Genomic DNA, 23873 nt, shown 5'->3' with positions numbered 1-23873 from the left:
TCAGAGCAGCCCGGCGACGGAGTCGGCGAGCCGCTCGCGAGCGCGGTGGCTCGCGGCGGCGTCGAACGGCACCTCGATGACCTGCGTGCCGTCCATCGCGAGTGATTCCCGATAGGTGTCGGCGAACTCGGCCGGGCGGACCCGCTGAAAGGAGAGGTCGTACAGCTCGCCGGTCGGCGCGAAGTCGAGCCCGTGGGGCGTGCGGAACTGCTCGGTGAAGGGTGGGTCGAACTCCTCGATGGGGAGCAGGTGGAAGATGCCGCCGCCGTCGTTGTTCACGCAGACGACGGTCGCGTCGACACCACAGCGCGCCAGCGCGAGCAGCCCGTTCATGTCGTGGTAGTACGCGAGGTCGCCCGTCAGCACGACGAGCGGGTCGTCCGTCGCGCTGCCCGCGCCGAAGCCCGTCGAGAGGACGCCGTCGATGCCGCTCGCACCCCGGTTCGCGAGCACGGTGAGGTCGGCGTCCCGTGGTGCACCGAAGCGGTCGGCGTCCCGGACCGCCATCGAGTTCGAGACGAAGACGGTGGCGGGGTCGGGTGCGTCCGCGAGCACGCGGTGGGCGATGGCTCCCTCGGGCGTCTCGTCCGCGAGGAACTCCGCGACGTGCTCCCAGTAGCGCGCTTCGGTGTCGGCGAGCCGGTCGGCGAAGGCGGGGTCGGCCGGGCCGGCGACTGCGTCCGCCAGCCCGTGTGCCGTCCCGGCCGGGTCGGCGACGACGAGGTCCGAGCAGACGAACTCGGCGTCGCGCCACTCGCCCATCGGGTCGACGAGCACCTGCCGTGCGCCGGTGTCGGCGAGCGCCTTCCGGAGGGGCTTCGAGGTCGCGGAGGCACCGAACCGGAGGACAAGCTCGGGGTCGAACTCCAGCGCGTGGACGTAGCCGTCGTAGCCGCCGAGGACGGTCGCGTGGTCTCGGTGCTCGCCGAAGCGGACGCCGGAGAGCGGGTCCGCGAGGACCGGGAAGCCCGTGGCGGCCGCGAGTTCCGCGATGGCGTCCGGCCAGTCGTCGTCCGCCAGCGTCGTCGGGTCGGCGGGGCCCGCGAGGATGACGCCGGTGTCGGCCGCGGCGACCGCGTCGGCGAGGTCGCGCAGTTCCGCGACGCCGAGTGCGGGCCGGCCCTGCCGTCGGCGGACGTAGGGCGTTCCGTCCGCTCCCGCGCCGCGTCCCACCGACGCCCGCTCGTCGCCCTGGTGCCAGTTCTCCGGCACGTCGCCCGCGACGGGCGTCGGCTCCAGCGGTTTGCGGAACGGACAGTTCAGGTGGACCGGGCCGGCGTCGCTCCCCATCGCCTCGGTGAGGGCACGGGCCGCGTCTGTACGCAGCCGCCGGAGCTTCCGTGGCGTCGCCTCGGGCTCGGGCAGGTCGCGGTACCACCGCACGGCGCTCCCGTACAGCTTCTCCTGGTCGATGGTCTGGTTCGCGCCGGAATCCCGCAGTTCCGGCGGGCGGTCCGCGGTCAGCGCGAGCAGCGGGACGCGTGCCTGGTTCGCCTCGATGATCGCCGGGTGGAAGTTCGCCGCGGCGGTGCCGGAGGTGCAGACCAGCGCGGTCGGTTCGCCCGTCCGGCGGCCACGACCGAGCGCGAAGAAGGCGGCCGAGCGCTCGTCGAGGTGCGAGAACGTCTCCACGTCGTCGTGGGCGTCGAGGGCCACCGTGAGCGGCGTCGACCGGCTCCCCGGGGCGATACAGACCGCGGTGAGCCCGCCCGCGGCGAGCTCGTCGACGAGCGTCTCCGCCCAGAGGACGTTCCGGTTGGGGTAGTCGCGGGCCACGGGACGGTCACTCCAGCTCGTCGAGCAGCGGTCGGTACTTCAGCTGGACCTCGTCCCACTCCTCCTGTGGGTCCGAGTCCGCGACGATACCGTTGCCCGCGAACAGCGTGGCGCTGCGACCGCCGGCCAGCCCGGAGCGGATGCCGACGAGGAACTCGCCGTCGCCGTCGGCGTCGAACCAGCCGATGGGGGCGGCGTACCAGCCGCGCTCGAACGTCTCCACGTCGCGGATGGTCTCCGCCGCCGCCTCGGGCGGGAGCCCGCCCACGGCCGGCGTCGGGTGCAGCGCACCCACGATGTCGAGGACGTGCGTCTCGCGGTCGAGATCGACGGAGATGGGGGTCCGGAGGTGCTGGATGTTCGCCAGCTTGCGCACCGTCTGCTGGCCCTCCGAGACCTCGCCGAGCGGCGCGAGCTGGTCGCAGATGGCGTCGACGACGAGGCGCTGCTCGTGCTGTATCTTCTCCGATTCGACGAGTTCGGCGGCGAGGTCGGCGTCGGCCTCCGGGGTTCCCCCCCGGCCGACCGACCCCGCGAGCGCCTCGGTCTCGACGTGCCGGCCAGTCCGCTTGACCAGCCGCTCCGGCGGTGCGCCCAGGAAACCAGCCTCCTCGGTGGGCTGGACGAGGAAGCGGTAGCAGTTCGGGTACGTCCGACGTAGTCTTTCGAGCACGTCCGGCAGGTCCACCTCGCCCGCGAGGTCGACCTCCAGCGCGCAGGCGAGCACCACCTTCTGCAGGTCGCCGGCCTCGATGCGGTCGACGGCGTCGGCGACCTGTTCGGTCCAGTCCGCCTTCGAGGTCGGGCGACGGACGCCGTTCACGCCCGGACGGTTCCCCGCGGGGCGCATCTTCGGCAGCTCGGCGACCGCGTCGACCTCGCGGTCGAGATCGGCGGCGACGTCGTCCGGGTCCGCGCCCGGCTCGAAGCGGTTCACGGTCAGCCACGTCCCGTCGTCGGTCCGGGTGAGCTGCACCTCGGGGAGGACGAACTCGGCCGCGGGGAAGCCGGTCCACGGCGGGTCGGGCTCGTGGTCATCGCGGAAGGCGAACCCACCGACGAGGCGGGGTCGCGGCGCGTCGGAGTTCGAGCAGTCGGCGTCGGCGAACAGGGCCTCGGCGGCGGTCCGGACCGACTCGAACCGGTCCTCGCCGCTGGCCGTGAGCCGGGCGGCGACGCCCGCGCCCGAAAGCTCCAGCCCCTCGTGGCTGGCCCACTGCAGTCGCGGCGGGTCGCGTGCCGCGAGGAAGGCCCGGAAGGAGACGTCCGCGATGGGGCGACTCCGGCTGACGAGTGTGGCGTCCTCGCGCGTCGCGCTCGCGACGCCCGCCTCGCTGCCCGCTCGTTCCATTGCCCCCATCTCAGGGGGCGGTCCTATAAAGGGTGTTCATTATCCGAGGCGTGGGTTCAGATGGGACTGTGATGGTGGCGTACGAAACAGGAACCAGTTCGAAAATCACGAGTCCCCCGACGGAAGGTTTACAATTATTGTAAACTTTCGGCGGCGGAATCGGTCAATCGGCCGGGTGGCGCGCGGCCGTGCTGCGTGTCGAGCCTGCGAGACGCGCAGCACACGCTCGCGCGAGGTCTTCGGGAGCGTGCGACGAAGGCTTGCGAGAGCGTGCTCTCGCAGTGGACGAGGAGCGCAACGGGTCGCGGGAGTCGAGGACCTCGGGACTTTCTGATTGCCCGCGGCACCAGCGAGTCCCACGACTCACTGGACTTTCGAGATGTCGACAGCAGATGCAGAATGGACCGTATCGCGACCGACCTAGAACAGTCGAACGACTAGCTGTACCGTTCCTCGTTCCAGGGGTTCGCCGTGTTTGAGTACCCCCGACGCTCCCAGTAGCCCCGCTCGGGGTCGGTCAGGAACTCGACGCCGCAGACCCACTTCGCGCCCTTGTACGCGTACTTGTGTGGGGTGACGACCCGGAGCGGGCCGCCGTGGTCCGGCGGGAGGTCGTCCCCGTCGAACTCCCACGTAAAGAGCACCTCGTCGCGCATGCACTCCTCCAGAGGCAGATTCGTGGTGTAGTCGTCGAGCGCGGCGAACATGACGTGGGTGGCGTCGTCGTGGACGTCCGCGCGCTCGGCGAGTTCGGGGAAGGTGACGCCCTCGAACTCGCAGTCGAACTTCGACCAGCCGGTGACGCAGTGGAAGTCCTGGCGCTGCGTCACGCTCGGCAGGGCGCGGAACTCGTCGTAGTCGAAGGTCAGCTCGTTCTCGACCGCGCCGGTGACGCGGAACTCCCACGTGTCGGGGTCGAACTTCGGGGTGTTCCCCTTCGAGAGCACGGGGAACTTCGAGGTCTCGCGCTGCCCCGGCGGGAGGCGGTCCTCGCCGTACTCCTCGTAGAGGTCCGTGACGTCGGTGACGCTCATACCCACCATTCGGGGCCGCGCTACCGTAGGGGTGACGGAACCGACTCGGTGAGGACGGGCGGCGTCCACGACGACGAGACCGCCCGACGACGGCGTGCTCGCCCGCCAGGGAATCGACCGTTCGTGTCCCGGACCCGCCGGCCCCAACAGGCTTAAATACCACATCACCGAAGCCCCTACCACTGATGCCAAAGGTCGAAATCAACATCCCCGAACACCTCGAGATGCAGATCACCCAGATGGTAGAGCGCGGGGAGTTCGTGAACCGCGAGGAGGCCATCGAGGATCTCATCTCGACCGGGATCAAGGCCTACAAGACCAGTGGGCCCATCGACGACGACGAGCCCGGTGGCGGCGGCTACGAGGACGACGGGATGATGGGCCACGAAGACGAGTACGTCTTCTAAACGAGACTCGGGGTATGTGGAACGGGGGTCGTTGTTCGACAGTTCCACCGCGAGCGACCGCGCCAGACCGAAGTCGGCGGACTTTTAGGCCGTGCCTCGACACTCCGTCTCGATGAGCGACGGGGCCCACGTTCGTACGCTCGCGCTGGTCGCTGTCGGTGGCTTCGCCGGAGCGAACGCCCGGTGGGGCGTCGACGTGGCGCTCGCGGGCGTCCCCACGGGGCTCGCCGGCACGCTCGCCGCCAACGTCGTGGGCTGCGTGCTGCTCGGCTTCCTCGTCTCGCTCGACCGCGAACGGGTCCCGCGCCGGGTCCGCCTCGCCGTCGGCACCGGCTTCCTCTCCTCGTTCACCACGTACAGCACGTTCGTCGTCGGCGCGGCGACCAGCGTCCCCACCGTCGCCGTCGGCTACGTCGTCGCGACGTACGTGTTCGGGTTCGCGGGCGTCGGTGTCGGCCGGCTGGCCGCGGGCCGGTTCGAAGGCAGGGGGGTATCCGCATGAACCTGCCAGCCCCGCTGCTCGTCGGCCTCGGCGGCGCGGTCGGCGCGGTGGGTCGCCAGCTGGTCTCCGTCGCGCTCACCGGCCGCGAGGAGGCCGTCCCGCGCGGCACGTTCGCGGTGAACGTCATCGGGAGCTTGGTGCTCGCCGCGCTCACCGCGGCCAGCCCGGGTGGCGACGTGGCCCTGCTCGTCGGCACGGGAGCCTGCGGCGCGTTCACGACGTTCTCCTCGTTCGGCGTCGCGACCGTCGACCGGCTCGAACGCGGGCGCTGGCTCGCGGCGGCGCTCAACGCGTTCGGGACACTCGCGGCCTGTCTCCTCGCCGTCGTGGTCGGCTGGGGCGTCGGCCTCGCGCTCTAGAGGAACACGAACGCGACCCCGAAGGCACCCATGGTCACCAGCAGCCGGCCGACGCTGCCCGCGAACGTCGCCAGCGCGAACTTCTTGTAGTCGCGTTCGAGCACCGCGAACGCGTAGATCGAGATGGTGTCGGGGAAGAACGGCACCGACAGCGCCATCGCCAGCCCGACGTAGCCGTACTGCCGGGCGAGCTCGACGGACTTCTTCTCGGACCACTCGATGATGTTGAACCGCGAGTTCCGGAGGAACCGGACGACGGGTCCGGACTCCTTGGCCTCCTGCCCGATGTGGAACGCGAACACGCTGCCGGCGGCCTTGCCGGCGCCGCTCACGACGATGACGATGGCGTACTCGAGGTATGTCGGGAACCCGAGCGCGAGCGTCCCCGTCCTGACCGGGGCGAGGACCACCTCGCTCGGGAGTGGCAGCACGAACGCGATGAGGAAGGAGTAGACCGCGATGATGGCGAGGCCGATGATCCCGGAGGCGTTCCGGACCGCCTCGGCGAGCCCGGCGAAGTCGGGGAGGAGTTCAGAGAGCGGGAGCCAGACCACCGGGTCGACCGACACGACTGCGTCGAGGAGGGCGAGCGACGGAGACGAGACGATTGACACTACCTGCGCCTCGGCGGTGCGCAGACCTAAGTGTTAATGTTCGCAGTGGGCAGCAGCCGGTCGACGTCCGCGACGAACGCCTCCAGCACGTCGCGGGTGACGTGTGGCATGCAGACGATGCGGAGCTTGCCGTCGGCGGTCCGGGAGACCCGCCAGTCCGCCTCGCGCAGCGACTCGAACAGCTCGTCGGACATCGGCACGGCGACCAGCGGCAGCTCCGGGTCGACCACGTCGAAGCCGCGTTCCGCGAGCGCCCCCGCGACCCACTCGGCGTTGGCCTGCGAGCGCTCGTACTGCTCGCGGTAGCCGTCGGGCCAGAGCTCGGCCATCGCTGCGGCCGTGCTCGCCACGCCCGCCCCGGAGCGGGTGCCCGTGAGCGTCGCCTGCTTCGCGGACTCGAGGTACGGCGTGTCGACGGCGAGCGCGTCGAACAGCTCGCCGTCGCGGGCGACCAGTCCGCCCGCCGGGATGGCCGCCGCACCCATCTTGTGCGGGTCGATGGTCATCGTGTCGATATCGGCGTGCTCGAAGTTCCACTCGTGGTCGGTGAAGGGGAGGACGAACCCGCCCCACGCGGCGTCGACGTGGCAGAGTGCACCCACGTCGTGGGCGAGGTCGGCGAGTTCCGGAATGGGGTCGACCCTGCCGTACTCGGTTGTCCCGGCGACGCCGACGACGAGCGCGGTGTCCTCGTCGCAGAACCGGCGCACCGCACCCACGTCGGCGGTCCAGTCGTCGGTGAGCGGGGCGACCCGCAGCTCCACGGAGAGCACGTCGGCGGCCTTCTGGAAGGAGAAGTGCGCGCTCTCGGGGACGACGACGTTCGGCGTGCTCGACACCGCCCGGTTGCGGGCGATGCGCACCGCCTGGATGTTCGCCTCCGTGCCGCCGCTGGCGATGTAGCCCGCAGGGTCGTCGAGTCCGACGAGTTCGCCGAGACCGGCGATGGCCTCGTCCTCCAGGTCCGCGACGGTCTGGTACGTCGCGGGGTCCCCGGGGTTCGTGGCGAGGAACCGCTCTGCGGCCTCGCGGGCGACCGGGTGGGGTTCCGTGCACATCGAGGAGAGCACCCGGTCGAACTCCTGTGGCTGGCCGCGCATGCCTCTATCTTCGGGTTGTGGAATTTAGGGGTTGCGTTCGCGGGTGAGCGTGGTGGAGTCGCTTCGGTGGTAGATTCCCCTGGGAGACGCGCGAATCGGCTGTTGAGTGGGTCTGCGGATCGGGAGGTCTGGGGTACCGTGGAGTCCGAACACCGCCCCGTCTTCGGTTCCGTCTCTGGAGATAGCGTGTTCCAACGAGTACCACACCGATGATCGGAGGAGTGGACATCCCAACGACGGCTCCCGTGACGGAGGTTGTTGATAGCCTCGAGAACGTCGTTGGAGCCGGTTTGACGTCGACTCGTGCCTCCAGGTAACCCAGGGAGTCCAGACTCTGATGTGGCGGTCTGTGCAAATGTAGGCGGCGGGGTCCGCGAGATGCGCCGTCAGGACTCGCGCCACTTCTGGCCGCACTCGACGCAGGTGAACAGCCGAACCTCGTAGGAGCCGCCCGGCTTCGGCATCATCTCGTAGTAGGCACGGTCGCTGTCGCAGTCGTCCGCCGGACAGGGCTCCTGCATCGTCTCGCTGGAGCCCTGGGTCGCGTCAGCCACGTCGGGCGATCCGTCGTCCTGCTGTCCATCCTGGGTCGTCATCGCCGCTTCTGCTTGCGAGTCACGTGGCTCCTCGTTCTCACAGGAGCGACACACCCACGTGTCGCCCTCCGTGTGCATCATCGAACCACACTCGTCACAGAATTGCATATAAAGTGGGAGCACACGGTTGTCGGATATATGTGTTAACTTCCGAGCCGTCGTGGATTCTCGGTCACTGCTCATACCGACTGTACTGAGCTATCGAAGGGGCAAGGGGCAACATTCGATCGTGCCCGACAGCTATCAACTGGCCACGGGGTGTCGTAGGGATGGCTCAGAATCTCGGGACGAAAGTGGACCTCGGTGTCGGGGTCATCGGACCTGTCGCCGGAATACTCGCCATCAGACAACTTCCAGCCGCTCGGCAGTATCACGAAAGACACTCTCAGCCGCTGGCACCCGGATTTTACTGGCTCTATTCGGAACAAAGACACTGGCGGAGCGACGGCGGTAGAGCGGAAGTGCACGTCGTGTTTACTCTGCACTGACGAGACAGCGCAACGGAAGACGGAACCAACGAACCGCCAACCGCGGTTACCGGACCGAGTCGAGCACGAGCTTCTGCTCGGTGCGCTTGACCTCGTGCTGGACGTCGCGCACGGCGTCGATGTTCGCGGAGATGCTGGAGATGCCGGTGTTGACGAGGTGCTGGACCATCTGGGGCTTGGAGCCGGCCTGCCCGCAGATACTCGTGGCCACGTCGTGCTCGCGGCAGGTCTCGATGGTCTGGGTGATGAGCTCGAGGATGGCCGGATGGAGCTCGTCGAAGCGGTCGGCGACGTTCTCGTTGTTCCGGTCCACGGCGAGGACGTACTGCGTGAGGTCGTTCGTGCCGAAGGAGGCGAAGTCGATGCCTGCCTCGGCCATCTCACCCACGGACAGCGCGGCCGCCGGCGTCTCGACCATCACGCCCCAGCGGCGCTTCGTCGGGTCGATACCTGCCTCCTCCATCAGCTGGCGGACCTGGAGGACGTCCTCGGCGTCGTTCACGAGCGGGAGCATGATCTCGACGTTGTCGTAGCCCATCGAGAACAGGCGGCGGAACGCCTCCAGCTCGTGTTTGAACACCTCCGGCCGGTCGAGGCTGCGGCGCACCCCGCGGTAGCCCAGCATCGGATTGTGCTCCTGGGGCTCGTCCTCGCCGCCCTGGAGCTGGCGGAACTCGTCGGTCGGCGCGTCGAGCGTGCGCACCCGGACCGGGCGTGGGTAGAACTCCTCGGCGACGCGCTGGACGCCGTCGATTATCTCGTCGACGTACGCCTCCTCGCCGTGGTCCGCGATGTAGCGCTCGGGCGTCTTGTTCGTCGAGAGGATCATGTGCTCCATGCGGAGCAGGCCGACGCCGTCTGCGCCGGTCGCGGCCGCGCGCTCTGCGGCCTCGGGGATGGAGACGTTGACCTTCACCTCGGTCGCGGTCATCGGCTTCACCGGGGCCTGCGGGCGGACCTCCTCGACGGGTTCGCGCTCCTCGTCGGTCTGGGTCTTGCCCTCGCGGATGGTCCCCTTGTCGCCGTCGAGCGTGATCATCTGGCCGTCCGAGAGCGTCGTCGTTGCATCGCCCGCGCCGACGACGGCCGGGACGCCGAGCTCGCGCGAGACGATCGCCGCGTGGCTCGTCATCCCACCTTCGTCGGTGACGATGCCGGCGGCGCGGCGCATCGCGGGCACCATGTCGGGCGTCGTCATCTCGGTGACGATGATGTCGCCCTCGCCGACCTTGTCGAGCTGGTCGAGCTTCTTGACGATGCGCGCCCGGCCGGAGGCGATGCCCGGACTGGAGCCCAGGCCGCGAACGAGCACGTTGGCGTTCGCCCCGCCGCCGTCGGTCGCACTCGCCTCGCCCGGCGTGTCGCTGTCGATGTCGGCGTCGACGCGCGTCTCGTCGGCCTCGCCCACGTCACCCTCCGCGATGGTGGTGATGGGGCGGGACTGGAGCATGTACACGTCGCCGTCGACGATGGCCCACTCCACGTCCTGGGGCGTCTCGTAGTGCTCCTCGACGGTGATACCGAGCTCGCGCAGCTCGGCGAGTTCGTCGTCGGAGAGGACCCTGGCCTCGCGCTCGTCGCTCGGCACGTCGACCTCGGCGGTCGTGCCGGTCTCGGGGTCCTTGATCATCTTGACTTTCTTGTCGGCGACGGTCACCTCCTCGACGGAGCCGGAGTCGCGGTCGAGGTGGTAGTTGTCCGGGGAGACGCTACCGGAGACGACGGCCTCGCCGAGCCCCCACGCGGCCTCGACGATCATCGTCGCCGCACCCGTCGAGGGGTGGCTGGTGAACATCACGCCGGACTTCTCGGCGTCGACCATCTGCTGGACGACGACCGCGATGTTCACGTCGTCGTGGTCGAACCCCTGCTGGGTCCGGTAGTAGATTGCGCGCTGGGTGAACAGGGACGCCCAGCACTCACGCACGCGCTGGAGCAGTTCCTCCTCGGTGACGTTGAGGAACGTCTCCTGCTGGCCGGCGAAGGACGCGTCGGGGAGGTCCTCCGCCGTCGCCGAGGAGCGCACCGCGACGAACGCCTCGCCGTCGCCGACGTGGCTGTAGGCCTCGAGGATCTCCTCGCGCAGCTCGTCGGGGAACTCGGTTCCCAGGATCAGCTCGCTCGCGCGCGCCTCGGCTTCGGCGAGCGCTTCGGTGTCGTCGACGTCGACGTCGACCGCCTCGAACAGTTCCTCGTCGATGCCCGCCGCCTCGATGAACTTCCGGTACGTCTCAGCCGTGACGACGAACCCGGGTGGCACGGGGAGCCCTGCGCCTGTGAGTTCGCCCAGGGACGCCCCCTTGCCACCGACCGATTCCAGGTCGTCGGCCCGGATGTCGTCCAGCCAGAGTACTGCCATTCGTATGTGGTGAGACCCCGGCACAGTAAAAGAAGATTCCGGGAACGGGCGGTCGATTCTGACTCGGTGTCGAGTGAACGTTCGGCCCGCAGGGCAAGTGTTGCCGACCGCAGTCACCGCCTACCCCGGGCGTGTCGTCCGGTCCCGAAAGAAACACCCATCCGCCCGTCGATGGAGCGACCATGGAGTACGAGAAACCGCTGTTCTTCGAGATCATGTCGTACGCGGTCCACGCCGACCGCGACGTGGTCGACATGGTCAGCGGGAACCCCGACTGGGAGCCACCCGCGTCCCTGCGCGACGGCCTGCGCGAGTACGCCGACTTCGACCAGTCGGAGTTCCAGTACGCGCCCTCGGAGGGACTGCGCGACCTGCGCGAGGAGATCGCGGACCGCCGGGGCGTCGACGAGTCACAGGTCGTCGTCACGAACGGGGGCGGCGAGGCGAACTACCTCGCGATGGCCCGCGCGCTCGAACGCGGTGCTGGCAACGAGGTCATCCTGACGGACCCCGTCTACCCGTACTACCCGGGCAAGACCTCGATGCTCGGCGGAAAACAGCGGTTCGTCCCGACCGACGACGACGGCACGCTCGACCCCGCGGCCGTCCGCGAGGCCGCCAGCGACGACACCGCCTGCATCGTCGTCAACTCGCCGAACAACCCGACCGGCGCGGTCTACCCCGAGGCGACCATCCGCGAACTCGTCGCCATCGCGGAGGACCACGACGCCATCCTCGTCAGCGACGAGGTGTACGACCACTACGACCGCTCGGGCCGCTTTTCGAGCGCGCTGTCGGTCGACTCCGACCACCGCATCGTCACGAACTCCTTCTCGAAGACGTTCGCCATCACGGGCTTCCGCGTCGGCTACGCCGTCTTCCCCGAGGAACACGTCGAGGCCGCGAAGGCCCGACACATGCTCGTCAACGTCGCGACCACGCGCCCGGGCCAGCACGCCGTCCTCCACGCGCTCCGGAACACCGACCCGGCGTACCACGAGGCCAACCGCGAGCTGCTCGCCGAGCGCGTGGACACCTTCACCGACGCCCTCGACGAGGCCGGTGCGGCGTACACCGAGCCCGACGGCGCGTTCTACGTCATGGCCCGGTTCGACGGCTACCCCGGCACCGTCGCGAACACGAAGGAACTCATCGACGAGGCCGGCGTCGCCGGGATGCCCGGCGAGGCCTTCGGCGACGCGTTCGACGACTGGTTCCGGTTCGCGCTCGTCACACCCCGGGTCGAGGAGGCCGCCGACCGGCTCGCCGAGCGGTTCGGGTGAGGCTATCCCAACAGGTGGGGGAAAGAAGATGCGCCCCGTTTCCCTCTCTCGCTGCCTCCGGCCCACAACCGATAGCGGGACCGATTAGTACACAAGTCGTCGGGCGATACGCCCGCATATGAGCGACATCAGCGTCGACCCGGTCGACGAGGTCGAGGACGCCGACGACGCGACGGACGCGCAGGACGAGTCCCAGCACCCGGCCGACGGCATCTCGGTCGACGCGGTGGACACCGACGAGGCGACGGCGGACGCGCTGGACGGCGTCGATGCCCCGGAGTACGTCCTCTACGGCGGGAAGGGCGGCGTCGGCAAGACGACGATGGCGGCCGCGACGGGCCTCGCCAGCGCGGCCGACGGCACGCGCACGCTCGTCGTCTCCACGGACCCGGCGCACTCGCTGTCTGACACGTTCGAGACGGAGATTCCAGCGGAGCCGACGCGCATCCGCGAGGACATTCCGCTGTTCGCCGCGGAGATCGACCCCGAGCAGGCGATGGCGGAGGGGGAGGCCCTGTTCGGCGGCGCGGGCGGGGGCGACGCGGCCGCCGACCCGTTCGGCGACGACACGACCGGCGAGGCGGGGCCGATGGGCGGCGACGACCCGATGGGACAGGGACCGATGGGCGGCCTCGGCGACATGCTCGGCGGCGACGGCGAGGACCCCATGAGCTCGATGTTCGGCGGCGCGATGCCCGGCGCGGACGAGGCCGCCGCGATGCAGCTCTTTCTGGAGTACCTCGACGACCCGCGCTTCGACCGCGTCGTCGTCGACACCGCGCCGACGGGCCACACGCTCCGCCTGCTCGAACTTCCCGAGGTCATGGACACGATGGTCGGCCGCATCGCCAAGCTGCGCGAGCGGCTCAGTGGCCTGATGGGCGGGCTCGGCGGGATGTTCGGCGGGGGCGACGGCGAGAACCAGCAGTCGCCCGACCTCGACGAGCTGGCCGACCGCATCGAGCGCCTGCGTGCGGTCCTGCGGGACCCGGCACAGACCGACTTCCGCATCGTCATGGTGCCCGAGGAGATGAGCGTCTTCGAGTCCCGACGGCTGCGCGCCCAGCTCGCCGACTTCGAGATCCCCGTCGGGACGGTCGTCGTCAACCGGGTGATGGAGGACCTCGCCGACGTGACCGACTCCGTCGACGCCGACGAGTTCGTGAAGCCGAACCTCGCGGACTGCGAGTTCTGCCAGCGCCGCTGGGACGTCCAGCAGTCAGCGCTGGCGGAGGCACAGGAGCTGTTCCGCGGGACCGACGTTCGCCGCGTCCCGCTGTTCGCCGACGAGGTGCGCGGGGAGCGGATGCTCAGAATCGTGGCCGCCTGTCTGGACTGAGGGCGGCCCGCGCGGAAGCCGGCCGAGCGTTCACGGCCGGGCTACGCCGGCTCCGGGTCGAACACCGTGGTGTCCTCCGGCCCCTGGACGTCGATGACGGCGAGGCAGCCCTTTCTGGCCACGCGGCTGAGCGCGTGGTCGACGAGCTTGACCGGACCGGGCACCGGGAACGACATCGTCGCCACGGCCGAGGAACCGGGCAGGACCGGCGTCGTCTGGACGAACCGGTCTGGCTGGCTCGCAAGGGCTCCCTGCTCCCAGACCTCGTCCCAGACGCTGCCGATGGGGTGGAACGCGGACGTGAGATTCGGGCCGCCGACCGCGTAGAACAGCCGGACCGTCTCGCCCGTGTTCACCTGCATCTCGTCGTAGCCCTGCGGGCCGATGGCGTACTTCTCGCCGTTCATCAGCACGTACGTCGGCTCCTCGGCGGCCATCGCCTCGAAGTCGAACTCGTGGTGGCCCTCCTCGCCGGCCGCGCCGTTCGTGTAGAGCTCGTGCTGGCCGAGGTAGAACTCGTGGTCGACCGCGGGCAGGCCCTCCTCGGGCTCGACGACGATGAGACCGAACATCCCCGCGGAGATGTGGTAGTCGACGTTCGCCACTGCACAGTGGTAGACGAACGCGCCGGGGTAGGTGACCTGGAAGCGGAGCCGGGCCTCCTCGCCGGGGGCGACCGTCGTCGCCTCGGCACCGCCGCCGGGGCCGCGGGCGGCGTGGAAGTCGACGTTGTGGACCATCGAGTTCGCCTCGTTGTTCCGGATGGTGAGGTCGACCGTGTCGCCGACACGCGCCCGGACCATCGGCCCGGGGATCTGGCCGTCGAAGGTCATGTACGTGAACGTGACGCCGGGCTCGACCTCGGCGGTGACCTCGGTCGTCTCCATCTCGACCTCGATCGTCGCCGGTTCGGTCCGCGTGATGGGTGCGGGGATGTCCCGCGGATCGGCGGCGACGCGGTCGACGTCGACCGGTGCGGCCGGCGAGAGCGACGCCGGGCTCCCCAGCTCGTTCTCGACGACGGAGAGGTCGTCGTGCTGACTGCCGATGGTACAGCCCGCGAGGGCCGTCGCGCTACCGACTCCGACCGCCTGCAGGAACCGCCGTCGTGACGTGCTGGAACTCATGGTTTACAGCCTAACAGAACACATACGCCTGCTTATACACGGAATACGTTTCCCGCTTTTTGGGAAGCCTAAAACGTGGTTTATACGGGGTTCGCGTATGTCCTTCCATGAACACGACGCAGCCACACATCGACGTCGACCGCCGAACCGTCCTCCGTGGGGTCGGGACCCTCGCAGCGGGCACCGCACTCGCCGGTGCCGCCAGCACGCCTACGCGGGCACAGGAGACGCCCGAACTCGTGGCGTGGTTCGAGAACGTCGACAACTTCGACGGGCTCGTCGACGCGCGTGGCGAGTCCGAGGTGACTGTCGCCGTCGGCTCGCCGGGCAACGGCGGCGCGTTCGGCTTCGGCCCGGCCGCGGTCAGAGTCGACCCCGGCACCACGGTCGTCTGGGAGTGGACCGGCGAGGGCGGGATGCACAACGTCGCCGCGACCGACGGCGCGTACGAGAGCGACCTCGTGGACGACGCGAGCGCGACGTTCGAGCACACCTTCGAGGGCGAGGGCGTCAGTACGTACGTCTGCGTCCCCCACGAGGCGATGGGGATGAAGGCCGCGGTCGTCGTCGGCGACGTGCCGGTCGACATCGGGCTCGGTGGGCTCGTCGAGGTGGAACCCGACTACGGCGACTGGTTCGACGGTGTCGAGAACTACGAGGGCACCGTCGACATGCGCGGCAAGGAGGAGGTCACCGTCGCCGTCGGCGCACCCGGGAACGGTGGCAATCACGCCTTCGAGCCCGCAGCGGTCCGTGTCGACCCGGGCACGACCGTCGTCTGGGAGTGGACCGGCGAGGGCGGCGCACACGACGTGCAGGACAGCGACGGCGTCTTCGCCAGCGAGCCCACCGAGGCCGCCGGCACGACCTACTCGCTCACCTTCGACGGCGACGGCATCAGCACGTACGCCTGCACCAGCGGGAACGCGGCCGCGATGCGTGGGGCCGTCGTCGTCGGCGACCCCGAAGCTGGGGTCGTCCACGTCAGCGAGACCTCGCTGCTCGTCGGGGGGCTGCTCGGGACGGCGCTCCTGTTCCCGCTCGGACTCCTCGCGTTCCTGCTCGCCACCGGCGAGGGCGACCGGGAGGGTGTCGTCCACGCGCCCGGCGGGAACGTCCCCTCGAAGCGGCGGCGTCCCCGGCGCTGACCCCCGGCTACCGCCCCGGCTCCACGACCACGACCCGCAGGTCGTTCACGTTCGTCCCCGTCGAACCCGTTCTCAGGACCCCGTTCCGCGCGTCCAGGTAGCCGAGGCTGTCGCTCCCTGCGAGCGCGTCACGGGTCGCGTCCTCGTCGTCGACCGTCCGCCCGTCGACGAGCGCACCCGCAGCGTCCGTCGAACCGTCGCGTCCGTCGGTGTCGACGGCGGCCACCGCGACGTCGTCGCTCCCGCGCAGGTCCAGCGCCGCGGCCAGCCCGAACTCCAGGTTCGGGCCGCCCGTACCGGCACCCTGGACGGTCACGGTACACTCGCCGGCGGAGAGCAGCACCGCCGGGGGCTCGACGGGCCGCCCGGATGCGCGCACCTCGCGAGCGACAGCGGCGTGGAACCGGCCGGCCTCGCGGGCCTCGCCCTCGACGCTGGTCGAGAGCACGAGCGGTTCGTCGCCGCGCTCCCGGGCCACCGTCGCCGCCGCCGACAGCGTCGTCTCCGTGTTCGCCAGCAGGTGGTACTCCGCGCGGTCGAACGACGGGTCGTCGGCGTCGGGCGTCTCCGGCTCCGCCCCCTCGACACCGCGCTGGAGGTGTTCGCGGACGCCCGGCGCGGCCACGTCGTACCGGTCGAGTACCGCGACCGCGTCGGCGTACGTCGTCCCGTCGGGTGCCGTCGGCCCGCTCCCGATGACGGACGGGTCGTCGCCGACCACGTCCGAGATCGCGAGCGTGACCAGTCGTGCCGGTGTCGCCGCACGGGCGAGCCGCCCACCTTTCACCGCAGAGCAGTGCTTGCGGACCGCGTTGAGTTCCGCGATGGATGCCCCCGCGGTGAGCAGGTCGCGCGTCACGTCGGCGATCTCGTCGACGGGGAGCGGTGCCGCCGGGAGCGTCAGCAGCGCGCTCGCCCCGCCGGTGAGCGCGACGAGCACGAGCGCGTCGGCGGGCGCGTCTGCCACGCAGTCGTGGATTCGCCGTGCGGCATCGACGTTGCGCTCCGTCGGGACGGGGTGGTCACCGACGAGCACGTCGACCGGGGCCGCGTCGGCCGGTTCGTCAGTGACGACGACGCCGCTGTCGACCCGCCCATCGAGCGCGTCGACCAGTGCCGCGGCCAGCCGGCCAGCACCCTTGCCCGCGCCGACGAGCAGCACGGTCGAGAACGAGTCGAGGTCGTAGCTGGCCTCGGCATCCTCGTCTGATGCCGAGGAGACAGACATGACCCCATCAGCGACCGCCACGGTGTCCGCGACGACCCGCTCCGGGAGTGCGGCCTCGATGCCGGCCTCGACACAGGAGAGTGCGGTCTCGCGGGCTGGCGTCGTCGCCAGTTCGTCGCGGTTCTCGACAGTCACAGTCCGTTCCCCGCGGTCCTACGTGGCGAAGCGCCGGACGAGCCCCACGACCACGTCCCGGATCCGGTCGGGCAGGTAGCGCGCGAGCAGGCCGTACTTCGCGACGACGCCGACGGGGTATCTGGTCGCGGGGTCGGTGCTGCTGGCAGCGTTCAGGATGACCGCGGCGACCTCGGTGGGCGAGACGGCGAGCGGGCCGTCGCCCGCGACCAGGCTCGCGTCCTCGAAGATCTCGTAGAGGTCGTCGTACGCCTCCGAACGCGGCAGGTCGTCGACCTCGCTGTCGGCGCGGTCGGTGAACTGCGTCGCCACGGGACCGGGCTCGACGACGACGACCTCCACGTCGAAGTCGCGCAGCTCGCTCCGGAGCGCGTCGCTCATCGCCTCGACGGCGAACTTCGAGGCGGAGTAGACGCCCGTGCCGGCGACCGAGAGCTTGCCGGAGACGCTGGAGACGTTGACGAACGTGCCGTCCTCGGCCTCGCGCATGTGCGGCGCGGCGGCGCGGACGAGCCGGTGCGGCCCGTAGACGTTCACGTCGAACTGCTCGTGGACCTTTCTCGTCGGGACGTCCTCGATGGGGCCCAGCTGCGCGTAGCCGGCGTTGTTGACGACGCAGTCGATGTGGCCGGCCTCGTCGACGATGCGGTCGACGACGCGCTCGACCTGCCCGCGGTCGGTCACGTCGAGTTCGGCCGTCTCGCAGCCGATGTCGGTGAGGTCCGCGATGTCGTCCTCGTCGCGGGCCGTCGCGTACACCAGCCAGCCCTCCGAGCGGAACGCCTTCGCCGTCGCGCGGCCGATACCGGACGAACAGCCGGTGATGAGCACGGTCGAAAGCGTCGGTTCCGGTCCCGACGACCCCTCGTTGGCAGCCGTCGCGCTCACCTCGCCGGGCGAGCCGTCGTCCTCGTCTGCGGTCATGGTCCCGCGTTCACCCGGGAGGTACCTAAGTGTCGTTGGTTCGTTTCACGTCTGCGGCGTATGCGTCGGCCAGCCGGGTGGGTTCGGGGAGCTTGTAGCCCGCCGCGGTGGCGAGCGTCCAGTCCGCCGCCGTCTCGGCGCTCACGCGGTGCCCCGGACTGACGTACAGCGGGTTGACGTGGCGGTTCGGCGAGTCGTACTGCTTCGTCTGGACCGCGTAGCCGATCCTGGTGCCGGCAGGTGCGTCCACGCCGCCGTCGGCGTCGATACCGACGCACTCGCCCGCCGCGAGGCCCTCCGTCGACCGTTCGGGCGTCCCGCAGAGCAGGTTCTTCGCGACGCCGACGCTCGGGATATCGAGCACGACGCCGATGTGGGTCGCGAGCCCGGCCTGCCGGAAGTGGATGCGGCCGCTTCCGTCGAACAGCACGCAGTCGGGCTCCGTCTCCAGTTCCTCGAACGCGGCGAGGATGGGATTGCCCTCGCGGAACGACAGGAGGCCGGGGATGTACGGAATCGAGAGCGGCGAGACGGCGTGGGCGCGCTCGACGACGCTGTCGCCGCGGGTGACGACGATGGCGCTCACCGCCCGGTCGTCGAGGAACGCCTGGTCGACACCCGCGACGAGCGGGCCGGTGTCGCTGCCGACCGCGTCGCTGTCGAACTCGAAATCGTCCGAGAAACTCGCGGCCGCGGCGATGTCGCGCTGCTGGGCCTCCATCTCCGCGCGGGAGGCCGCCGGGTCCGGGACGAACTCGGTCCGCATCTCAGAACGGGCCTCTGCCGCCACCGCCGCCGCGACGGCCGCCGCCGAGACTCGTCTCCCTGGGGAGGCTCACCTTGTCCTTCACGTACTGGCCGTACAGCAGGCCGAGCACGAGGCCGAACAGGTGGGCCGCGTGGGCGACGTTCGCCCCGCCGGGCATGATGTTCCCACCGAGAATGCCCGTGACGCTGATGAGCGCGTACAGCCCGGTGAGCACCCAGATGGGCGTCGGGATGATGAAGTAGATGAGCACGGTGAGGTTGGGGCGGATGATCGTCAGCACGCCCATCAGCGCGAGCGCGGCACCGGAGGCTCCGTACAGCGCGGTCGGTTCGCCGGTCACCAGTGCGAGGCCGATGTGGCCCAGTCCCGCGAGCACGCCGCTCCCGAGGAACAGGAAGATGTAGTCGCGGCTCCCGACGTACTCCTCGACCAGCCGGCCGAAGAAGAAGATCACGATGCTGTTCCCGGCGATGTGGTAGAGGCTGGGCGCGTGCGAGAAGATGGAGGTGAACCACGCCCAGACGTACTCGGGGTGCTCGCTCTGGAGCGCGAAGATGTCGGTCCACGCCTGCGAGCCGGCCTGGATGTCGGTGACGTTCGGGACGATGAAGTACTGCAGCGCCCACGTCACCCACATCAGCCCGAGGAACACGTACGTCATGTTCCCGCGGAAGTAGGCGAGGGGGCCCCCACGGCGGAACGGGTCGGCCGTGACGCCGCTCAGCAGTCCCCCGTCGCCGTCGTCGCTCCCTGACGCCGACTGCTCCTCGGCCCAGACGCCCTGCGGGTCGTTCCACTGCAGCCCGGGGCAGTCATGGTTCTCGGGCAGCCGGTGGGTGCCACAGAACTTCCCGCCACACCGGTTGCAGGTGTACGGCATGTTCGTCTCGTCGCCGCACTCGTCGCAGTTGGCCATTGGTCGCCCGTACGAACACGGACGGCAAAGGGGTTGGGATTCCGACGCACGCCGCCAGTGTGGCCACTGGTTGTGAGTGAGTCGGGCACGCACCAGCCGTCGCTCGCGGTCGGGAGTGCGTCAGGAAGGGGGTGAATCGTAGCCGGCGATGCTGTGTACGTCGCCGGCCGACGAACGGTCTCTGGAACCGTTCCGGGATTGGATCAGTCTCGATCCAGTCGAAGTGCCTGATCGACCGCCATGTCGTTCTGTGTGAACGAGCGCACGCCAGAGTCGTCCGTCAGCACAGCATGGTGGACGACCCACTCCTCGGCCCGTGAGAGGTCGAGGCGGGTCTGGTTCGTCTGGTTGCGGGTTCGGTTCGTGGTCGACATGGCGTGACTGGGGAGTTCGTATCCCCTATCATCCTGGTGTGGCCGTACCCACATGAAGGTGTCAACGAGTTCGGGTGTCGTTTCGAGTCTCGATACGGCCAGCGAACTGACGCAGTAGAGCCGGTTGCAGTATGGCGATTGTGGGAACTATCTGGTCGACAACAGCCAGAAAGCCCCGCACAGCACCGCACCTCACGCCTCCCCAGCCGACTGCGCTCCTCGCTCCGCTGCGGTGCTCATCCCTCGCGCGGATGGCTCGACGCGCTCGCTTCACTCGCGCAGTCTCGCCAGTCGCGCGCCACGTGGACTGCTGCGCGTCGAACTGTGAACGGATTCGCCCCCGTCAGCGTGGGAGTTTTTGGTCCCACGGCCCCGACTCCCGTGTGTGAAATCGTACGAACAGAAGCAGCTGCTCGCGCGGGTCGACCGCGAGGGGGCGACCGTGGGCGCGGACATCCCCGAGCGCATCGACGTGCAGGGCGAGGACATCGACCTGCAGTCGTTCGTCTTCGAGATCAAGCGTCGGGACACCATCCCGTCGGGCGAGCGCGAGCGGGTGCAGCAGGCGAAGAAGAACCTGCGACGCGAGCGGCTCCAGCGCAGACAGCGACTCGAGAACGACTGGGCCGAGATGAGCTGGGCGGAGGGCGAGGAGCTGGTCGAAGCGATAATCGGGCTGGACCGCGCGCTGAACGCGCTGGAGAGCCTCGGCCCGACGAACATCGAGGCGGAGGCCGACGCGAAGGCGGCAGCGGACAAGAAGCGCTGGATGAACTTCCTGAAGAAGGCCCTCGGCCGCGAGGGCGGTGGACCCCGAACATGACCCTACAGGACGACGTCGCCGCACGACTGGAGGAGATGGCGAACCTGCTCGAAGCCGACGACGTGGAGTACAAGCCCAACGCGTACCGACGCGCGGCCGAGAGCATCCGGGACTACCAGGGGTCGTTCGACGACCTCGTCGCGGAAGGAGCCGACGCAGTCGGCGAACTGGACCACGTCGGCGATGCGATCTCGTCCAAGGTCGTCGAGTACGCCGAGACGGGGGAGATCGAGGAGCTGGCGGAGCTCCGCGAGCGCTATCCGGTCGCGCTCGACGCGCTGCTCAGGGTGGAGGGCGTCGGCCCGAAGACCGTCGGCACGCTGTACGACGAACTCGGCGTGACTGACCTCGAGGACCTCGAAGCAGCCGCACGCGCGGCGGAGATACGGGAGCTGCACGGATTCGGACCGAAGACCGAGGAGAACATCCTCGAGAACATCGCGTTCGCGAAGTCGGCCGGCGAGCGCACGCTGCTCGGGGACGCCCGCCCGCTCGCGGACGACCTCGTGGCGTACCTCTCCGGTTCCTCGCCGGTCGAACACGTCGAGGTCGCGGGCTCGTTGCGCCGCTGGCGCGCGACCATCGGCGACATCGACGTGCTCGTCGGCACCGACGACGGCGCGGCCGCCATCGACGCGCTCCGCGACTGGGACGGCACCGACGACGTCATCGAGGCCGGCACGGAGAAGGCGAGCGTGCGCAGCGACGGGATGCGCGTCGACCTGCGCGTCGTCGTCCCCGAGGAGTTCGGTTCCGCGCTCCAGTACTTCACCGGGAGCAAGGCCCACAACGTCGCCCTCCGGAACTACGCCATCGACCGCGGGCTGAAGCTCAACGAGTACGGCGCGTTCGACGTGCGCGACGTGGAGGACCCCGACGCCGGCCAGCGCGTCGGCGAACGTGTCGCCGGCACCGACGAGGCGTCGATGTACGACGCGCTCGACCTGCCGTTGATCCCGCCCGAGATGCGCGAGGACCGCGGCGAGATACCCGCCGCCGCGGACGACGAACTCCCAGACCTCGTGGCCGAGGACGAGGTTCGCGGCGACCTCCACACCCACACCGACCGGTCCGACGGCGCGGAGTCCATCGAGTCGATGCTCGACGGCGCGGCCAGCTTCGGCCACGACTACATCGCCGTCACCGACCACGCGACCGGTCCGGGCGTCGTCGGCGGCGTCGGCGTCCCCGACGAGGAGCTGCTCGAGCAGGCCGACGAGATCCGGGCGGCCGCCGAGGGCTTCGACATCACCGTCTTCACCGGCGTCGAGGCGAACATCACCGCCGACGGCGAGATATCCGTCGACGACGACGTGCTCGCAGAGCTCGACGTGGTCGTCGCCTCGCCACACGCCGCCCTCGACGGCGACGGCACCGACCGACTCGTCCGGGCGATGGAGCACCCCGCCGTCGACATCCTCGGCCACCCGACCGGCCGACTGCTGAACCAGCGCCCCGGGCTCGAGGTCGACGCCGAGGCGCTCGCCGAGGCCGCCGCACGAGAGGGCGTCGCGCTGGAGATCAACAGCGACCCGCACCGGCTCGACCTCTCCGGTGGTCCCGTCAAGGTCGCCGTCGACGCAGGCGCGACGGTCGCCATCGACACCGACGCCCACCGCACGAGTTCGTTCGGCCACGTCCGGTTCGGCGTCCACACCGCACGGCGTGGCTGGGCCGAGGCCGCCGACGTGCTGAACACGCGGGACGCCGACGGCGTCCGCGAGTTCCTGCACTGATGCGGCTCCTCCTCGACGCGATGCTCGGCAACCTCGCGACGTACCTGCGGCTCTGCGGTCACGATACCGTCTACGCGCTCGACCGCGACGTGGAGGCAGACGAGGCGGTGCTCGGACTCGCGACGGCGGGGGACCGGACGCTCGTCACCCGCGACGAACAGCTCGCCACGCAGGCCGAACAGTCGATCCTGCTGCGGGACCGCGACACCGAGCCACAGCTCCGCGAACTCGCGACGGCCGGCGTCGACCTCACCCCTGCCGAGGAGCCGGTCCACTGCGGACGGTGCAACGGTCGGCTCGTCCGGGTGGACGCTACCGATTCGGACGCCCGACCCGACTACGTCCCCGACCACGCCACCCCCGTCTGGCGCTGTCGGAACTGCGACCAGCGGTTCTGGAAGGGGAGCCACTGGGACCGGATGGTCGCGACGCTGGCGGACGTCCGAGACGCATCAGGAGAATCGGCGACAGGGAGCTAGTTGTTCGGCTCCCACTGCTGGCACGCCTCCATGTCACCCATCACCTCGCCGTGCGCGCCGCAGTAGGGCTGCATTCCGTGGTTCGTCCGGACGTACTGGAAGTGCTGGCAGTTGCCGCAGTAGCGGTCCGCGAGGCTCTGCTCCTGCCGACTGGGCTCGGACTTGAGCACCTCGCCGTCGTCGTAGCCGTCCATCGGCGACCGGATGTCCTGGGTCGACGCGCCGCCGTCGCTCGTCGGCGTGCCCGGGCTGCCGAGACCGGACGACGAGGAACCGCGGGACGACCGGGCCGAGGCCGCGCTGGACGACGACCCGGCACCCGGCGAGGGCTGGTTCGTCTGCGTCTCGACGGAGCCGTCGGGGTCCGCGCCGAACATCCCGACGCCGCCGTAGGCGGCCTGCTCGGCGTGTTCGGCGGGCACCTCGACGACGCGGGTCTCGCCCTCGCGGGTGACCTCCATCGTCACGGTGCCGCCGGGGTCGTTCCGCGTCTTGAACGTGACCACCGCACTGAACAGGCAGCCGATGGAGGCGAACACGCCGAAGGAGTACACCGCCGCGACGAGCAGGGTGAGCCCGGTGCGTTCCTGCGGACCCGTCACCCAGTACGTCGGGTAGGCGTACCAGAACAGCGCGACGCCGAGCACGCAGAGGCTCGCCCCGATGGCAGCGGCGGCCCGGATGCGTTCGCTCGCCGGCAGGACGGTGAAGACGCCGACGAGCACGGCCGGCACGCCGAGTCCACCGAGCAGTCCGGCGACCTTCCGGGCGTCGTAGACTCCCACGCCGACCGCACCGAGCAGGTCGGTCCCCCCGACGAGGATACCCACCACCGTCAGCAACGCACCCGCCGCGAACAGTGCGATCCCCAGGTAGAACCGCCGGAGGTCCTCGACCTCCCCGACGTTGTCCTCGTACACGTCCGCGAGACTGGTCATGCACCCGTGTTGGTCCTCCCACCACAAAACAGTACGTCAGACATCGGGCACGGAAGCGAAAGGTTGAA

The 23873-nt window shown here is 69.8% G+C and carries 23 protein-coding genes; 9 read left to right on the top strand and 14 right to left on the bottom strand.

Annotated features, from left to right (window positions below; all coding sequences use genetic code 11):
- From menD to NOW55_RS10605, 3 genes are all read right to left on the bottom strand, one after another.
- Positions 1 to 1776 (bottom strand): 2-succinyl-5-enolpyruvyl-6-hydroxy-3-cyclohexene-1-carboxylic-acid synthase, encoded by a 1776-nt coding sequence (gene menD, locus NOW55_RS10615; RefSeq protein ID WP_256400065.1) that lies wholly within the window; start codon positions 1774 to 1776, stop codon positions 1 to 3.
- Positions 1777 to 1783: 7 nt separating this feature from the next.
- On the bottom strand, positions 1784 to 3127 hold the full coding sequence (locus tag NOW55_RS10610) for an isochorismate synthase (RefSeq protein WP_256400064.1): 1344 nt from the start codon (positions 3125 to 3127) through the stop codon (positions 1784 to 1786).
- A 437-nt stretch (positions 3128 to 3564) separates the two neighbouring features.
- Positions 3565 to 4161: a sulfite oxidase-like oxidoreductase gene (locus tag NOW55_RS10605; RefSeq protein ID WP_256400063.1), complete on the bottom strand. Its 597-nt coding sequence runs from the start codon at positions 4159 to 4161 to the stop codon at positions 3565 to 3567.
- A 185-nt stretch (positions 4162 to 4346) separates the two neighbouring features.
- Here NOW55_RS10605 and NOW55_RS10600 point away from each other — a divergent pair, with 185 nt between their 5' ends.
- From NOW55_RS10600 to crcB, 3 genes are all read left to right on the top strand, one after another.
- The gene (locus NOW55_RS10600) at positions 4347 to 4568 is read left to right on the top strand and encodes a ribbon-helix-helix domain-containing protein (RefSeq protein WP_256298835.1); all 222 of its coding nucleotides are present in this window, start codon (positions 4347 to 4349) and stop codon (positions 4566 to 4568) included.
- 112 nt (positions 4569 to 4680) lie between these two features.
- Positions 4681 to 5070, top strand: coding sequence for a fluoride efflux transporter FluC (locus tag NOW55_RS10595; RefSeq protein WP_256400062.1), 390 nt, complete (start codon positions 4681 to 4683; stop codon positions 5068 to 5070).
- A complete protein-coding gene (crcB, locus tag NOW55_RS10590) occupies positions 5067 to 5429 on the top strand; it encodes a fluoride efflux transporter CrcB (protein WP_256400061.1) in 363 nt (120 codons plus the stop codon). The genes NOW55_RS10595 and crcB overlap by 4 nt, the downstream gene beginning before the upstream one ends.
- Here the strand turns inward: crcB and NOW55_RS10585 are convergent.
- The 4 genes from NOW55_RS10585 to ppsA all read right to left on the bottom strand — a co-directional run bounded on the left by NOW55_RS10585 (position 5426) and on the right by ppsA (position 10586).
- Entirely contained in the window at positions 5426 to 5998 is a 573-nt protein-coding gene (locus NOW55_RS10585) for a YqaA family protein (protein WP_256400411.1), read from the bottom strand. The genes crcB and NOW55_RS10585 overlap by 4 nt on opposite strands.
- 71 nt (positions 5999 to 6069) lie before the next feature.
- Positions 6070 to 7143 carry a tyrosine decarboxylase MfnA gene (mfnA, locus tag NOW55_RS10580; RefSeq protein ID WP_256400060.1) on the bottom strand — a complete coding sequence of 358 codons (1074 nt, stop codon included), beginning with the start codon at positions 7141 to 7143 and terminating at the stop codon, positions 6070 to 6072.
- 386 nt (positions 7144 to 7529) lie between these two features.
- Positions 7530 to 7847, bottom strand: a complete 318-nt coding sequence (locus tag NOW55_RS10575; protein WP_256400059.1) for an RPA12/RPB9/RPC11 RNA polymerase family protein — start codon at positions 7845 to 7847, stop codon at positions 7530 to 7532.
- A gap of 426 nt (positions 7848 to 8273) precedes the next feature.
- A complete protein-coding gene (gene ppsA / locus NOW55_RS10570) occupies positions 8274 to 10586 on the bottom strand; it encodes a phosphoenolpyruvate synthase (protein ID WP_256400058.1) in 2313 nt (770 codons plus the stop codon).
- A 182-nt stretch (positions 10587 to 10768) separates the two neighbouring features.
- Here ppsA and NOW55_RS10565 point away from each other — a divergent pair, with 182 nt between their 5' ends.
- Together NOW55_RS10565 and NOW55_RS10560 are read left to right on the top strand one after the other, a co-directional pair.
- On the top strand, positions 10769 to 11869 hold the full coding sequence (locus NOW55_RS10565; protein ID WP_256400057.1) for a pyridoxal phosphate-dependent aminotransferase: 1101 nt from the start codon (positions 10769 to 10771) through the stop codon (positions 11867 to 11869).
- Between the two features lie 118 nt (positions 11870 to 11987).
- Positions 11988 to 13208, top strand: a complete 1221-nt coding sequence (locus NOW55_RS10560) for an ArsA family ATPase (RefSeq protein WP_256400056.1) — start codon at positions 11988 to 11990, stop codon at positions 13206 to 13208.
- Positions 13209 to 13249: 41 nt separating this feature from the next.
- Here the strand turns inward: NOW55_RS10560 and nirK are convergent, their stop codons facing one another.
- A complete protein-coding gene (gene nirK, locus NOW55_RS10555; RefSeq protein ID WP_256400055.1) occupies positions 13250 to 14335 on the bottom strand; it encodes a copper-containing nitrite reductase in 1086 nt (361 codons plus the stop codon).
- A gap of 107 nt (positions 14336 to 14442) precedes the next feature.
- On the opposite strand from nirK, the gene NOW55_RS10550 reads away from it, so the two are divergent.
- A complete protein-coding gene (locus NOW55_RS10550) occupies positions 14443 to 15483 on the top strand; it encodes a halocyanin domain-containing protein (RefSeq protein WP_256400054.1) in 1041 nt (346 codons plus the stop codon).
- 7 nt (positions 15484 to 15490) lie between these two features.
- Here NOW55_RS10550 and NOW55_RS10545 read toward each other — a convergent pair whose 3' ends face one another.
- From NOW55_RS10545 to NOW55_RS10525, 5 genes are all read right to left on the bottom strand, one after another.
- Entirely contained in the window at positions 15491 to 16846 is a 1356-nt protein-coding gene (locus tag NOW55_RS10545; RefSeq protein WP_256400053.1) for a glycerate kinase type-2 family protein, read from the bottom strand.
- An 18-nt stretch (positions 16847 to 16864) separates the two neighbouring features.
- Positions 16865 to 17770 (bottom strand): SDR family oxidoreductase, encoded by a 906-nt coding sequence (locus NOW55_RS10540; protein WP_256400052.1) that lies wholly within the window; start codon positions 17768 to 17770, stop codon positions 16865 to 16867.
- A gap of 25 nt (positions 17771 to 17795) precedes the next feature.
- The gene (locus tag NOW55_RS10535) at positions 17796 to 18536 is read right to left on the bottom strand and encodes an endonuclease V (protein WP_256400051.1); all 741 of its coding nucleotides are present in this window, start codon (positions 18534 to 18536) and stop codon (positions 17796 to 17798) included.
- A 1-nt stretch (position 18537) separates the two neighbouring features.
- On the bottom strand, positions 18538 to 19455 hold the full coding sequence (locus NOW55_RS10530; RefSeq protein WP_256400050.1) for a rhomboid family intramembrane serine protease: 918 nt from the start codon (positions 19453 to 19455) through the stop codon (positions 18538 to 18540).
- Between the two features lie 203 nt (positions 19456 to 19658).
- On the bottom strand, positions 19659 to 19829 hold the full coding sequence (locus NOW55_RS10525; protein ID WP_256400049.1) for a hypothetical protein: 171 nt from the start codon (positions 19827 to 19829) through the stop codon (positions 19659 to 19661).
- Positions 19830 to 20214: 385 nt separating this feature from the next.
- Here NOW55_RS10525 and NOW55_RS10520 point away from each other — a divergent pair, with 385 nt between their 5' ends.
- Genes NOW55_RS10520 through NOW55_RS10510 form a run of 3 tightly spaced genes read left to right on the top strand, consistent with a single transcriptional unit; the run spans position 20215 to position 22867 of the window.
- The gene (locus NOW55_RS10520) at positions 20215 to 20652 is read left to right on the top strand and encodes a DUF5788 family protein (RefSeq protein ID WP_256400048.1); all 438 of its coding nucleotides are present in this window, start codon (positions 20215 to 20217) and stop codon (positions 20650 to 20652) included.
- A complete protein-coding gene (gene polX, locus NOW55_RS10515) occupies positions 20649 to 22388 on the top strand; it encodes a DNA polymerase/3'-5' exonuclease PolX (protein WP_256400047.1) in 1740 nt (579 codons plus the stop codon). The genes NOW55_RS10520 and polX overlap by 4 nt, the downstream gene beginning before the upstream one ends.
- Positions 22388 to 22867, top strand: coding sequence for a Mut7-C RNAse domain-containing protein (locus NOW55_RS10510; RefSeq protein ID WP_256400046.1), 480 nt, complete (start codon positions 22388 to 22390; stop codon positions 22865 to 22867). Before polX ends, NOW55_RS10510 begins: the two co-directional genes overlap by 1 nt.
- On the opposite strand, the gene NOW55_RS10505 is transcribed toward NOW55_RS10510, so the two are convergent.
- Entirely contained in the window at positions 22864 to 23805 is a 942-nt protein-coding gene (locus NOW55_RS10505; protein ID WP_256400045.1) for a cell division protein CdpA domain-containing protein, read from the bottom strand. The two genes, NOW55_RS10510 and NOW55_RS10505, sit on opposite strands and share 4 nt — an antisense overlap.
- Positions 23806 to 23873 lie beyond the last annotated feature (68 nt).

Source organism: Haloarchaeobius litoreus, assembly GCF_024495425.1.
Lineage (GTDB): Archaea > Halobacteriota > Halobacteria > Halobacteriales > Natrialbaceae > Haloarchaeobius > Haloarchaeobius litoreus.
Note: the sequence above shows the minus strand (reverse complement) of the source record. Positions and strands in the feature narration are given on the sequence as shown.